This window comes from Streptococcus mitis SK564, assembly GCF_000148525.1.
Lineage (GTDB): Bacteria > Bacillota > Bacilli > Lactobacillales > Streptococcaceae > Streptococcus > Streptococcus mitis_H.
The window spans coordinates 1-13,292 of sequence record NZ_AEDU01000012.1 but is presented as its reverse complement, the minus strand read 5'-3'; the positions used below and the strand labels follow the sequence as shown (position 1 = coordinate 13,292).

12 protein-coding genes and 1 tRNA gene are annotated in these 13,292 nt (G+C 41.3%); 8 read left to right on the top strand and 5 right to left on the bottom strand.

Annotated elements, in window-relative coordinates; translation table 11 throughout:
- Positions 1 to 67: 67 nt before the first annotated feature.
- The 5 genes from SMSK564_RS13660 to SMSK564_RS07035 all read right to left on the bottom strand — a co-directional run bounded on the left by SMSK564_RS13660 (position 68) and on the right by SMSK564_RS07035 (position 5,042).
- Entirely contained in the window at positions 68 to 274 is a 207-nt protein-coding gene (locus SMSK564_RS13660; RefSeq protein ID WP_004269540.1) for a hypothetical protein, read from the bottom strand.
- Positions 275 to 291: 17 nt separating this feature from the next.
- A complete protein-coding gene (locus SMSK564_RS07050) occupies positions 292 to 1,374 on the bottom strand; it encodes a M24 family metallopeptidase (protein WP_000040921.1) in 1,083 nt (360 codons plus the stop codon).
- Positions 1,375 to 1,501: 127 nt separating this feature from the next.
- A complete protein-coding gene (gene gatD / locus SMSK564_RS07045) occupies positions 1,502 to 2,284 on the bottom strand; it encodes a lipid II isoglutaminyl synthase subunit GatD (RefSeq protein WP_000640710.1) in 783 nt (260 codons plus the stop codon).
- Entirely contained in the window at positions 2,284 to 3,627 is a 1,344-nt protein-coding gene (gene murT, locus SMSK564_RS07040; RefSeq protein ID WP_001050249.1) for a lipid II isoglutaminyl synthase subunit MurT, read from the bottom strand. Before murT ends, gatD begins: the two co-directional genes overlap by 1 nt.
- A 98-nt stretch (positions 3,628 to 3,725) precedes the next feature.
- Positions 3,726 to 5,042, bottom strand: coding sequence for an FAD-containing oxidoreductase (locus SMSK564_RS07035; protein ID WP_000958963.1), 1,317 nt, complete (start codon positions 5,040 to 5,042; stop codon positions 3,726 to 3,728).
- Between the two features lie 329 nt (positions 5,043 to 5,371).
- On the opposite strand from SMSK564_RS07035, the gene cshA reads away from it, so the two are divergent.
- The 8 genes from cshA to SMSK564_RS0102310 all read left to right on the top strand — a co-directional run.
- Positions 5,372 to 6,943 carry a degradosome RNA helicase CshA gene (gene cshA, locus SMSK564_RS07030; RefSeq protein ID WP_000671121.1) on the top strand — a complete coding sequence of 524 codons (1,572 nt, stop codon included), beginning with the start codon at positions 5,372 to 5,374 and terminating at the stop codon, positions 6,941 to 6,943.
- Positions 6,944 to 7,199: 256 nt separating this feature from the next.
- Positions 7,200 to 7,988: a GTP-sensing pleiotropic transcriptional regulator CodY gene (codY, locus tag SMSK564_RS07025; protein ID WP_000940740.1), complete on the top strand. Its 789-nt coding sequence runs from the start codon at positions 7,200 to 7,202 to the stop codon at positions 7,986 to 7,988.
- Positions 7,988 to 8,563, top strand: coding sequence for a cysteine hydrolase family protein (locus SMSK564_RS0102320; RefSeq protein ID WP_000158727.1), 576 nt, complete (start codon positions 7,988 to 7,990; stop codon positions 8,561 to 8,563). The genes codY and SMSK564_RS0102320 overlap by 1 nt, the downstream gene beginning before the upstream one ends.
- Before the next feature lie 81 nt (positions 8,564 to 8,644).
- Positions 8,645 to 8,730, top strand: a tRNA-Leu gene (locus SMSK564_RS0102315).
- Between the two features lie 138 nt (positions 8,731 to 8,868).
- On the top strand, positions 8,869 to 10,146 hold the full coding sequence (locus tag SMSK564_RS07020; RefSeq protein ID WP_001068261.1) for an ABC transporter permease: 1,278 nt from the start codon (positions 8,869 to 8,871) through the stop codon (positions 10,144 to 10,146).
- A gap of 12 nt (positions 10,147 to 10,158) precedes the next feature.
- Complete coding sequence (gene vex2 / locus SMSK564_RS07015) at positions 10,159 to 10,806, top strand: ABC transporter ATP-binding subunit Vex2 (protein ID WP_000173751.1); 648 nt, start codon at positions 10,159 to 10,161, stop codon at positions 10,804 to 10,806.
- A 50-nt stretch (positions 10,807 to 10,856) separates the two neighbouring features.
- Positions 10,857 to 12,236, top strand: a complete 1,380-nt coding sequence (vex3, locus tag SMSK564_RS07010; protein WP_000903008.1) for an ABC transporter permease subunit Vex3 — start codon at positions 10,857 to 10,859, stop codon at positions 12,234 to 12,236.
- A gap of 356 nt (positions 12,237 to 12,592) precedes the next feature.
- On the top strand, positions 12,593 to 13,292 hold a 700-nt coding region (locus tag SMSK564_RS0102310), incomplete at its 3' end, for a LysM peptidoglycan-binding domain-containing protein (protein WP_001250144.1).

Sequence of the window (13,292 nt, the reverse complement as noted above, 5' to 3'; positions counted from 1 at the left end):
GAGTCAAAAGTCTTTCAAATAAGAAAAACGCATAGTATCAGGTGTTGAAAACTTGATACTATGCGTTTTATTGTGGTAAGATTTTATACTCTTCGAAAATCTCTTCAAACCGCGTCAACGTCGCCTTGCCGTAGATATGGTTACTGACTTCGTCAGTTCTATCCACAACCTCAAAACAGTGTTTTGAGCTGACTTCATCAGTCTTATCTGCAACCTCAAAACATTGTTTTGAGCAACCTGCGGCTAGTTTCCTAGTTTGCTCTTTGATTTTCATTGAGTATTAGATGAATATTAATCAAAATAAAGCAAGTCTTTGCTGGTGTTTGTAAAGAGGTCAAAGCCATCCTTGGTAACAACACCGCAGTCTTCGATACGGACACCGACTTTACCAGGGATATAGATACCTGGTTCAACAGAGAAGCACATGCCTTCTTCGATGACCATGTCGTTTCCTTCCATGATAGATGGGAATTCGTGGACATCCATACCGATACCGTGACCAAGACGGTGGTTGAAGTACTCGCCGTAACCAGCTTTTTCGATGACCTCACGGGCAGCACGGTCCACTTCATGGGCAGTCACACCTGGTTTGATAAAGTCAAGAGCAGCTTGTTGGGCTTCAAGAGTCAAGTTGTAAATGTCTTTCTTGAATTGGTCAGGTTTGCCAACTGCGACTGTACGAGTCATATCTGACGCATAGCCGTTGACTAGAACACCAAGGTCAAAGAGGAGAAGGGCGTTATTTTCAACTTTGTTTGCTGCTGGAATACCATGTGGATTTGCAGCATTATTACCAGTCAAGACCATGGTATCAAAACTCATTTCATAACCTTCACGCTTCATAGCAAAGTCAATTTGGGCGATGATATCTGTCTCAGTCTTATCAAGAGAAATATTGTCAAAACCAACCTTAACAGCCTTGTCCGCATAGAGACCTGCAACCATCATTTTTTGCACTTCGTCAGCTGATTTGATGAGGCGCATGCGTTGGATACGAGGAGTGAGGTTTTCAAACTCAGCAGTTTCAAAGACTATTTTCAAGCCATGATATTTGGTCAAGATAAGATTGTCAAATTCAACAGCGACACGTTTGAAGTCAAGTTGTGGAAGAGCATGTTTCATTTTTTGCCATGGATTTTCAGAATCCACATAGCCCACAACTGGGAAGGAAACAGTGCTGCTTGCACGCTCAACTTCAAGGGCTGGCACAAAGAGGAGAGGTTCCTGATCTGCTAGGATAAAAAGGAACATCTGGCGTTCATGGGGATCACTGTAAAAACCAGTGAGGTAATTGATTGTGACGGGGTCAGATACGACAGCGACGTCTAGTTTTTCTGATTCAAGATATGTTACGATTTGTTGTAATTTAGACATATGCTACCTTCTTTCTACTCCTCTATTTTGGCAAAAAATGAGAGAAAATGCAAGGGAGAAGGGTAAAAGAACAGACAAAAAGAACTCCGACAAGATAACGGAGTTCTTTGATATAGTTTCACTTCGTTTAAGAAAAGTCAGCTTTGCTTTTGATGTCGCTGTATTCCTCAGCGATTTCTTGGCTGAGAATGTCCTCATAAGCAGGGAGTTGAATGTCCTGACCATATTTCTTCTTGAGGGCAGTAGTGACCAGGCGATAAGCTAGATTGGCATTACGAGAGAGGATAGGTCCGTGGAAGTAGGAACCAAAGACATTCTTATAATGAACCCCTTCGCCGACTTTTTCTTCGTTATTTCCATTTCCATAGACAACCTGTCCCAGTGGTTTTTGGTCATCTGAGAGGAAGGTACGGCCCTGATGGTTTTCAAATCCATAGTAGGTTTCATCGAAATCTTCATTATGAATCTTGATGTCACCGATAAAACGGTTATTGGTCTGGTTGAGGGTGTAGTGGCCCATAACCCCTAGCCCTTCGATGCGTTTGCCTGAAGCTTCAATATAATATTGCCCCAATAGTTGGAAACCACCGCAGATAGCGAGAACCACACCGTCGTTTTGGATGTAGTTGTCAATGCTCTCTTTTTTAGCAGGTAGGTCGTCTGCAATAATACTTTGTTCAAAGTCTTGACCGCCACCGAAAAAGGCAATGTCGTAGTGATTTTCATCAAAGTTATCATGGAGAGAAACGATGTCAACCGTCACATGGGCTCCCAGTTTTTCAGCCACATACTTGAGCATGAGGATGTTTCCATTGTCCCCATAGGTATTCATGAGATTTCCGTAGAGGTGGGCAATGTTGAGCTGATAGGGGTAATTGCCAGCTTTTGAGGAAAGTGAGGTATAAATCATTAGTTCATCTCCTTTCTAACAATCTGACGACTAGCCAGCAGTTCGCGGAACTCCAGCATAGCAGTATAGGTAGCCAGAATATAAGCATGCTTGCAGTCTTGGTTCTCAATGGTCTTAAGAACTTGTTCCAGACTACTTGTTTCAGTGATTTTCTCAGCTGGATAGCCTGTTACTCGTAGACGACGTGCAATTTCAGAATGGCGAACACCGCCAGAGTTGATTTCAGGGATGTCCATCTCAGTGATTTGTTCAAAATCAGCATCCCAGATCCAGCTTGTATCAATTCCGTCTGCATAGTTAGCGTTAAGGAGGACAGATAGGCTAAATGGATAAGGTGCTAGTTTAATCATTTCGATAGCTTGAGTTGCACCGACTGGATTTTTAATTAAGACAAGGGTACATTCCTTGTCACCGATATGGAAGGTTTCTTGGCGTCCAAAGACAGCACGGCTCTTATCAAATCCCTGCTTGATGAGTTGGGAATCGGCACCGAGGAAACGAGCAATAGCAACCGCAGCTAGGGCGTTGTAGATATTGTAGAGACCACCGATTTGAATACCGTATTCTTGTCCGTCAATGATAAAGCGAGAGCGATTATTGGTCAACTCAACTAGTTCTGTCAAGCGATAGTCGAGATCAGGACGTTTACATCCGCAGCCTTCACAGATATAGGCACCCAAATTTGCATAGGTATTGTGCTCGTATTTGAGGATGCCTTGACAGTCAGGACAGAGAATCCCTTCGGTATTATAGTGAGCCAGCTGGGCTGGACCTTTCTCCAAGTCAAAACCAAAATACTGTACAGGATTTGGAATAGCTGGCTTGTAGAAAAGAGGACTGTCACCATTTAGGAGAACAGTAGCCGTAGGCACCTTACGAATAGCATCCAAAATCATCTTGTAAGTTGTGTAAATCTCACCATAGCGGTCCATCTGGTCACGGAAGATATTGGTGATAACAAATAAGCTTGGTTGGATATAGTCACAGATACGAGATAGACTGGCCTCGTCGATTTCTAGAACGGCAATATTTTTCCCAGTTTTAGACGATTTGGCTGTTAAGAAGGTTGTCGCAATCCCTGTAATCATGTTGGCACCGCTTGGGTTGGTCAGAACTTGACCATAAACCTCTTTTAAAATGCCGACAGTGAGAGCAGTTGTCAAGGTTTTTCCGTTAGTTCCAGTGACCACGACAATCTCGTAGTTCTTAGCTAGGTTTTGTAAAATATCTTTATCAAATTGAAGGGCGACTTTCCCTGGGAGCGTACTTCCACGTCCAAGACGGCTTAAAACGAAGTGGGAAGAACGCCCAGCAAGAAGGCCCAAAGTAGTTTTTAAGTTCATGTTTCTATTATATCACAAAAGAGGGAAAAGACAGATTTGGTGTTTCGCAGAAGCAAAAACAGCCCGAAGAGGGCTGTTTGATACGATTAAATCTCAACTTAAATTGCAAACAAGTCATTCAAGTTTTCAGCCAAGGTTGGGTGAGTGAAGATTTGTTTTGTGAAGTAAGTGTAAGGAATCTTGTTGTCCATAGCAACAGTGATGATGTTGATGATTTCTTGAGAACCTTCTGAGAAGATGCTTGCTCCAAGAATTTCTTTTGTTTCAGTATTAACAACAGCTTTGAAAGCTCCGCGAAGGTCTCCGTTTACGTGACCACGAGGCATGGCTGCAACAGGGATTTCTTTCACTGCGTATGGAAGTTTCAAATCAGCTGCTTGGCTTTCAGTCAAACCAACTTGTGAAAGTGCAGGTGTGATAAACATGGTGTTTGGTACATTGAGACGGTCTTCAAGTGTGTAGCTGCCATCTCCAGCAAGGTAGCTGTAAACAACACGGAAGTCATCAAGTGAAATGTAGGTAAATTGAAGGCCACCGTTGACATCTCCAACTGCAAAGACACCAGGAACGTTTGTTTGACAATGTTTATCTACTTTAATAGCACCACGTTCAGTTAGTTCAATATCTGTATTTTCAAGTTGAAGTGGTTCTACATTTGGTTTGCGTCCAGTTGCGTAAAGAAGGGCGTCGAAACGGTAAGTTTCATTTTCAGTTACGACAAGGACTTGGTCACCGTCATTTTTAATTTCAGTAGTACGGATATTTTGAAGCAATTCAATACCGTCTTCTTCCATGTATTGTTTAGCAAGAGCTGCGATGGAAGGTTCTGCACGAGGAAGGAAAGTATCCAAGGCATCTAGGACTGTAACCTTGCTTCCAAGTTTGTTGTAAAGGCCAGCAAATTCAAGACCGATATTTCCACCACCAAGGACTCCAAGGTTTTCAGGCAATTTGTCCAAGTTTTGGATACCTGTTGAGTCAAAGACGTTTTTGCTTGTAGCAAGTCCAGGGATTGGCAAAACATTTGAAACAGCACCAGTGTTGATGACGATTGTTTCAGCAGTCAGTTCTTTCTTTTCATCACCAGCTTGGATTTCGATGACTTTATTTGAAAGGAAGTGAGCTTCCGCATCAAAGATGTCCACGCCTGTACCAGCAACAGTAGCATAGTTTTTACCGTTGAGGCGACCAGTGATAGTGTTTTTGGTAGCAATCACTTCTTCAAAAGACAAGTCTTTCTCAGCAGCAACTAGCAAAGTTTTAGTTGGGATACAACCAATGTTGATACAAGTTCCACCGTACATATCTTTGCTACGTTCAACGAGGGCAACTTTTTTGCCAGCTGAAGCCAATTTACCTGCTAGTGTTTTACCAGCTTTACCAAATCCGATAACGATTAAATCATAAGTTAACATTTAGAGTTCCTCCTATTCGAATTTCATTCTAGCACAAGAAAAAAACTTTTGCACAATTCTGCTACGCTTTAAAAAAGTTTATGAAATAGTGGAAATTATAGACTTACTTTCTCAAAAAAATCGTTTACATGACTTTATCGACGGATTAGGCTATCTTTTGCTTCTCTCTTGTGTTATACTAGATAGGTTGCAAAGAAAACAGTACTTTTCTTTTGTGGAAAAGAAGCAACACGATTTTATATCCAGTATATGAAAATACGTCATAAAAAGAAAAGTATAAACTAAGCCCTATAGGGTGGCTTCGCACCACCTTTAGAAAGAAGAATAACGTGAAATTTAATGAATTAAACTTGTCTGCTGATTTGCTAGCAGAGATTGAAAAAGCTGGTTTTGTAGAAGCCAGTCCGATCCAAGAACAAACCATTCCCTTGGCCCTTGAAGGCAAGGACGTTATCGGTCAAGCTCAGACTGGTACAGGAAAAACTGCAGCCTTTGGCTTGCCTACCCTTGAAAAAATCCGTACAGAAGAGGCGACCATCCAAGCCTTGGTCATCGCTCCAACTCGTGAACTCGCTGTCCAAAGTCAAGAAGAACTCTTCCGCTTTGGTCGTAGTAAGGGAGTCAAAGTCCGCTCAGTATATGGCGGTTCAAGCATTGAAAAACAAATTAAGGCTCTTAAATCTGGTGCCCATATCGTGGTGGGAACTCCAGGTCGCCTCTTGGACTTGATTAAACGCAAGGCCTTGAAATTACAAGATATTGAAACTCTTATCCTTGACGAAGCGGATGAAATGCTCAACATGGGCTTCCTTGAAGATATCGAAGCTATCATTTCTCGTGTCCCTGAAAACCGTCAAACTTTGCTTTTCTCAGCAACTATGCCAGATGCCATCAAACGTATCGGTGTTCAGTTTATGAAAGAACCTGAGCATGTGAAGATTGCGGCTAAGGAATTGACAACAGAATTGGTTGACCAATACTATATCCGAGTTAAAGAACAAGAAAAATTTGATACCATGACACGTCTTATGGATGTGGAACAGCCTGAGCTTGCTATCGTATTTGGTCGTACAAAACGCCGTGTAGATGAATTGACTCGTGGTTTGAAAATCCGTGGCTTCCGTGCAGAAGGAATTCATGGAGACCTAGACCAAAACAAACGTCTTCGTGTCCTTCGTGACTTTAAAAATGGCAATCTTGATGTTTTGGTTGCGACAGACGTTGCAGCGCGTGGCTTGGATATTTCAGGTGTTACCCATGTCTATAACTACGATATTCCACAAGATCCTGAAAGTTATGTTCACCGTATCGGTCGTACAGGTCGTGCTGGTAAGTCAGGTCAGTCGATTACTTTCGTATCACCAAATGAAATGGGCTACCTCCAAATTATTGAAAACTTGACTAAGAAACGTATGAAAGGCCTCAAACCTGCAAGTGCAGAAGAAGCCTTCCAAGCTAAAAAACAGGTAGCTCTCAAGAAAATTGAACGTGATTTTGCAGATGAGACTATCCGTGCCAACTTTGAGAAATTTGGTAAGGATGCTCGTAAGCTAGCTGCCGAATTTACTCCAGAAGAATTGGCAATGTATATCTTGAGTCTGACTGTTCAAGACCCAGATAGTCTTCCTGAAGTGGAGATTGCACGTGAAAAACCACTGCCATTTAAACCATCAGGTAATGGCTTCGGTGGTAAAGCTAAGGGAGGTCGTCGTGGAGATGACCGTCGTGATAATCGCCGTGGAGACAACCGTCGTGGTCGTCGTGATGATTTCAAAAAAGGAAGTCGTGGCAATGATCGTTTTGATAAGGAAAAACGCTATCGTAAGGAGAATAAAAAACCACGCAATACTTCAAGCGAAAAGCAAACAGGCTTTGTTATTCGTAACAAGGGCGATAAATAAGAAAAAGCGGTTCAAAATGAATCGCTTTTTTATATAAGGAGACCGAATGGAAAAAGAAAGATAAATAAAATAGATATATTATCTTATTGTAATATTATAATACACAAAAATAGGGAGCTTGTCAATAGAAAAGAAGCAATTTAATTAAAAATATTCTTGTTTTTTCAAATTGCAATTAAATAAGCAATTTTCAGATAATAATTGAAAATTCAAGCTGTTTATGTTATAATGATAGCGATTAAATTCGAGGTGAAAAATGGCACATTTATTAGAAAAAACTAGAAAAATTACTTCTATCCTGAAGCGCTCAGAGGAGCAGTTGCAGGAAGAACTTCCCTACAATGCGATTACCCGTCAATTGGCAGATATTATTGACTGTAACGCCTGTATCGTTAATAGCAAGGGACGTCTCCTTGGCTATTTTATGCGTTACAAAACCAATACAGATCGTGTAGAGCAATTCTTCCAAACTAAAATTTTCCCGGATGACTACATTCAAGGTGCGAACATGATCTACGATACAGAAGCTAATCTGACAGTTGATCATGATTTGAGTATTTTCCCTGTGGAAAGTCGTTCTGATTTTCCAGATGGTTTGACGACCATTGCACCGATTCATGTATCAGGGATTCGCCTTGGTTCTTTGATTATTTGGCGCAATGATAAAAAATTCGAAGACGAGGACTTGATTCTTGTTGAGATTGCGAGTACCGTTGTTGGGATTCAACTCCTTAACTTCCAGCGTGAAGAAGATGAGAAAAATATCCGCCGCCGTACTGCTGTTACCATGGCGGTTAATACCCTTTCTTACTCCGAACTCCGTGCTGTTTCAGCAATTTTAGGGGAATTAAATGGAAATGAAGGGCAGTTGACTGCGTCTGTGATTGCAGACCGTATCGGAATCACTCGCTCTGTGATTGTCAATGCCCTTCGCAAACTTGAATCTGCTGGGATTATTGAAAGTCGCTCACTTGGAATGAAGGGAACCTATCTTAAGGTATTGATTTCAGATATTTTTGAAGAAGTGAAGAAAAGAGATTACTAATGACTAAGGCTTTGATTTCGATTGATTATACAGAAGATTTTGTTGCTGATAGTGGGAAGCTGACAGCTGGTGCTCCAGCTCAGGCGATTTCGGATGCCATCAGCAAGGTGACTCGGTTAGCTTTTGAACGCGGAGATTACATCTTTTTTACCATTGATGCTCACGAAGAAAACGATTGTTTTCATCCAGAAAGCAAGCTGTTTCCTCCTCACAATTTGATTGGGACTAGTGGGCGGAATTTATACGGAGATTTGGGGACCTTTTATCAAGAACATGGTTCAGACAGTCGTGTCTTTTGGATGGATAAACGCCATTACTCAGCTTTTTCAGGGACTGACCTGGATATCCGCTTGAGAGAGCGTCGAATTTCTACAGTTATCTTAACAGGAGTCTTGACGGATATTTGTGTCCTGCATACAGCTATAGATGCCTATAATCTAGGATATGATATCGAGATTGTTAAACCAGCTGTTGCTTCCATCTGGCCTGAAAATCATCAATTTGCCCTAGGTCATTTCAAAAATACACTCGGAGCTAAGTTGGTAGATGAAAAACTAAATGAAATTTCAGAGTAATTTGGTTGATGAAATGAAAAATTTTTGAAAAAAAGTGTTGACAAGGATCCCAAAAGTTGATATACTAGTAAAGTAATCGACGCGGGGATGGCGGAATTGGCAGACGCGCAGGACTAAGGATCCTGTGACCGCTTTAGGTCGTGAGGGTTCAAGTCCCTCTCTCCGCATAGGATAAGAGTTAGCTGAGGCTAGCTCTTTTTTTCATCTAGTTAAAGTAGAGCAAAAAAATTTTTGCTCTTTTTTTGTATTTCATAAACATTTCATATTTGGATTTTATAATAGTCTTACAAATATGGAGGTGACAAATGAATCCAATCCAAAGAGCTTGGGCTTATGTCAGCAGAAAACGACTGAGAAGTTTTATTTTATTTCTGATTTTGTTTGTCCTATTGGCTGGAATTTCAGCCTGTTTGACTCTGATGAAGTCCAACAAAACAGTTGAAACCAATCTTTACAAATCACTCAATACTTCTTTTTCTATCAAAAAGATAGAAAATGAGCAGACCTTCAAGTTGTCAGACCTAGCATCCGTGAGCAAGATTAAGGGACTGGAAAATGTTTCTCCTGAACTCGAGACGGTCGCAAAATTAAAAGACAAGGAAGCGGTGAGTGGCGAGCAGAGCGTGGAGCGTGATGATTTGTCAGCTGCAGACAAAAACTTGGTTAGCTTAACAGCTCTTGAGGATTCATCCAAGGATGTCACCTTTACCAGTTCAGCTTTCAATCTAAAAGAAGGGCGACACCTTCAAAAAGGGGATTCAAAGAAAATCATCATCCACGAAGAGTTGGCTAAGAAGAACGGTCTTTCCCTTCATGATAAGATTGCCTTAGATGCTGGTCAGTCAGAAGCTGGGAAAGGACAAACTGTCGAGTTTGAAATCGTCGGAATCTTCTCTGGTAAAAAACAAGAGAAATTTACAGGCTTGTCTTCCGACTTCAGTGAAAACCAGGTCTTTACAGACTATGAAAGTAGCCAAACCCTTTTGGGCAATACTGAACCTCAAGTTAGTGCAGCGCGCTTCTATGTAGAAAATCCTAAGGAAATGGACGAACTCATGAAGCAGGTAGAAAACTTGTCTTTGGAGAATCAAGGCTATCAAGTCGAAAAGGAAAACAAGGCTTTTGAACAAATCAAAGACTCAGTTGCTACCTTCCAAACCTTTCTGACCATCTTCCTTTATGGGATGTTGATAGCTGGAGCAGGGGCTTTGATTTTGGTCTTGTCTCTCTGGTTGAGGGAAAGGGTCTACGAAGTGGGAATTTTACTGGCACTTGGAAAAGGCAAGAGCTCAATCTTCCTACAATTCTGTTTAGAGGTAGTTTTGGTATCTCTCGGAGCTTTGCTTCCAGCATTTGTTGCAGGAAATGCAATCACATCTTACCTACTCCAAACACTACTAGCAAGTGGAGATCAGGTAAGCTTACAAGATACACTAGCCAAAGCAAGCAGTTTATCAACCAGCATCCTATCTTTTGCAGAATCCTATGTTTTTCTAGTTCTGCTTAGTTGCTTATCTGTAGCCCTTTGTTTCCTATTCTTATTTAGAAAATCACCGAAAGAAATTTTATCATCTATTAGTTAAGAAGGAGAAATCATGACTTTATTACAATTACAAGATGTTACCTACCGTTATAAGAATACTGCTGAAGCAGTCCTATATCAGATCAATTATAATTTTGAACCCGGGAAATTTTACAGTATTATTGGTGAGTCAGGAGCAGGGAAATCCACTCTCTTGTCTCTACTGGCTGGTCTAGATAGTCCTGTTGAAGGTTCTATTCTTTTCCAAGGAGAGGACATTCGTAAGAAGGGGTATTCCTACCATCGTATGCACCATATTTCCCTGGTCTTTCAAAATTATAACTTGATAGATTATCTTTCTCCACTGGAAAATATCCGCTTGGTCAACAAAAAGGCAAGCAAGGATACACTTCTTGAGCTTGGTTTGGATGAAAGTCAGATCAAGCGGAATGTTCTCCAGTTATCAGGTGGTCAACAGCAACGTGTTGCCATTGCTCGTAGTTTGGTATCAGAAGCTCCAGTTATTCTTGCAGATGAGCCAACGGGAAATCTGGACCCTAAAACTGCTGGAGATATTGTTGAACTGCTCAAATCACTTGCCCAGAAAACAGGTAAATGTGTGATCGTCGTCACCCACAGCAAAGAAGTGGCACAAGCGTCAGATATTACACTTGAATTGAAGGATAAGAAACTGACTGAAACTCGCAATACTACAAAATAAGATGAGCTTGTTTTGATAGAATTATAAAACAAAATCTAGAAAGGGAACCTATGTTACACAACGCATTTGCCTATGTTACAAGGAAGTTTTTCAAATCGATTGTCATCTTCCTGATTATTCTCCTCATGGCGAGCTTGAGTTTAGTCGGCTTGTCAATCAAGGGTGCAACTACCAGAGCTTCTCAGGAGACTTTTAAAAATATCACCAACAGTTTCTCCATGCAAATCAATCGTCGCGTCAATCAAGGGACGCCACGTGGTGCTGGGAATATTAAGGGTGAGGACATCAAAAAAATCACCGAAAACAAGGCCATTGAGTCTTATGTGAAACGTATCAACGCTATCGGAGATTTGACTGGATATGAACTTATCGAAACGCCAGAAACCAAGAAAAATCTGACACCTGACCGTGCCAAACATTTTGGAAGTAGCTTGATGATTACAGGTGTCAATGACTCTTCTAAAGAAGACAAGTTTGTCTCTGGTTCTTATAAGCTGGTCGAAGGTGAGCACCTAACAAACGACGACAAGGACAAGATCCTCATGCACAAGGACTTGGCAGCCAAACACGGCTGGAAAGTAGGGGACAAGGTCAAACTAGACTCTAATATCTACGATGCAGACAATGAAAAAGGAGCCAAGGAAACAGTCGAAGTGACAATCAAGGGACTCTTTGATGGTCATAATAAGTCAGCAGTAACCTACTCACAAGAACTCTATGAAAATACAGCTATCACAGACATTCACACTGCTGCAAAGCTTTATGGCTACACAGAAGACACAGCTATTTATGGGGACGCAACCTTCTTTGTAACAGCGGACAAGAACTTGGATGATGTTATGAAAGAGTTGAATGGTATCAGTGGCATCAACTGGAAGAGCTATACACTCGTTAAGAGCTCCTCTAACTACCCAGCTCTTGAGCAATCCATCTCTGGTATGTACAAGATGGCTAACCTCCTCTTCTGGGGCAGCTTGAGCTTCTCGGTCCTTCTCCTTGCCCTCTTGCTCAGCCTTTGGATCAATGCCCGTCGCAAGGAAGTGGGTATTCTCCTCTCTATCGGTCTCAAGCAGGCAAGTATCTTGGGTCAATTCATCACTGAATCCATCTTGATTGCCATCCCTGCTCTTGTTTCTGCTTACTTCTTAGCTACTTACACAGCGCGTGCAATCGGAAATACTGTTCTTGCCAATGTCACTTCAGGTGTTGCCAAGCAAGCTAGCAAGGCTGCTCAAGCCTCTAACCTTGGTGGTGGTGCAGAGGTAGATGGCTTTAGCAAGACCTTGTCGAGCCTAGATATTTCCATTCAGACATCAGACTTTATCATCGTCTTTGTCCTTGCCTTGGTTCTAGTGGTTCTCGTTATGGCGCTGGCTTCAAGCAATCTCCTAAGAAAACAACCAAAAGAGCTCTTGCTGGATAGTGAATAAATTTGAAAAAATTAGTCTAAAATAGAGACTACATCTTATTTTTCTATTCAAGAATGGTGGATAGAGAATGGCTATTTAACAATTCAAAATAGAGCCGAAAGCAGTGGTGAAAATCATTGCTTTCAGTTTCTTTCTTTGTACTTTAGTGTTTAAATATGATATACTAAAGCTATGGAATTTATTAGAAAGGAATTTCACAATTTATATATGGAATTGTGCATAAAAATCTATAGAAATCTTATCTTGAAAATAGATGGATAAATCTGTAGAAGCCTGCCCATATAGCAAACACAGGCTAGTAGACCTAGGCAGGGTCTACCTTTGAAAATATAGATTAGTGAGGAAAAATAAACATTATGAGACAAACAAATGTTAGAGGGAACTTATCCCTCCGTGGCTTTAGAAAATTGAGAACTGGTGCAATTGTTGCGACAGGTGTGATTTTATTGGGTCTGGGCTTTTTAGCTCCAACTGTTTCAGCTAACGAACAAGATGGTGTTTGGGTAGCCAGAACAGTTGCAGAAGTAAAAGCGGATATTCAACATATAGACAATTTATCACACTACACAATTAAGTGGGGAGATACACTGAGTGCTATTAGTGGAGCAACAGGGCTATCTGTTGATAGTTTGGTTGAGATAAATCGTATTGCAAATAGAGATTTGATTTTTACCAATAATAAATTGTATTTTAGCGAGGAAGCTTTTCTTAAAGATGGAAATACAGAAGTAAAAAGACAGCGAGTGTCGATTGATAATTCTGGTAGCCGTCAAAGTTATGAAGTTGAAACAAAGACAGATACTGTAACTGGAGAGCAAACTACTACTGTTAAACAAACGACACCAGTAGTTGTGGAACCAGCAGCGAGAACAACACCGAAAGCGGAAGAACCAGCAGCAGGCACAACGCCGAAAGCAGAAGAACCAGCAGCAGGCACAACGCCAAAAGCAGAAGCACCAGCACCAGCAGCGGGAACAACACCAAAAGCAGAAGAGCCAGCAGCAGGCACAACACCAAAAGCAGAAGAACCAGTAGCAGGCACAACACCAAAAGCGG

Coding starts and splice junctions, on each gene's coding strand:
- SMSK564_RS13660 (WP_004269540.1), bottom strand. CDS start 274: ATGAAAATCAAAGAGCAAACTAGGAAACTAGCCGCAGGTTGCTCAAAA.
- SMSK564_RS07050 (WP_000040921.1), bottom strand. CDS start 1,374: ATGTCTAAATTACAACAAATCGTAACATATCTTGAATCAGAAAAACTA.
- gatD (WP_000640710.1), bottom strand. CDS start 2,284: ATGATTTATACCTCACTTTCCTCAAAAGCTGGCAATTACCCCTATCAG.
- murT (WP_001050249.1), bottom strand. CDS start 3,627: ATGAACTTAAAAACTACTTTGGGCCTTCTTGCTGGGCGTTCTTCCCAC.
- SMSK564_RS07035 (WP_000958963.1), bottom strand. CDS start 5,042: ATGTTAACTTATGATTTAATCGTTATCGGATTTGGTAAAGCTGGTAAA.
- codY (WP_000940740.1), top strand. CDS start 7,200: ATGGCACATTTATTAGAAAAAACTAGAAAAATTACTTCTATCCTGAAG.
- SMSK564_RS0102320 (WP_000158727.1), top strand. CDS start 7,988: ATGACTAAGGCTTTGATTTCGATTGATTATACAGAAGATTTTGTTGCT.
- SMSK564_RS07020 (WP_001068261.1), top strand. CDS start 8,869: ATGAATCCAATCCAAAGAGCTTGGGCTTATGTCAGCAGAAAACGACTG.
- vex2 (WP_000173751.1), top strand. CDS start 10,159: ATGACTTTATTACAATTACAAGATGTTACCTACCGTTATAAGAATACT.
- vex3 (WP_000903008.1), top strand. CDS start 10,857: ATGTTACACAACGCATTTGCCTATGTTACAAGGAAGTTTTTCAAATCG.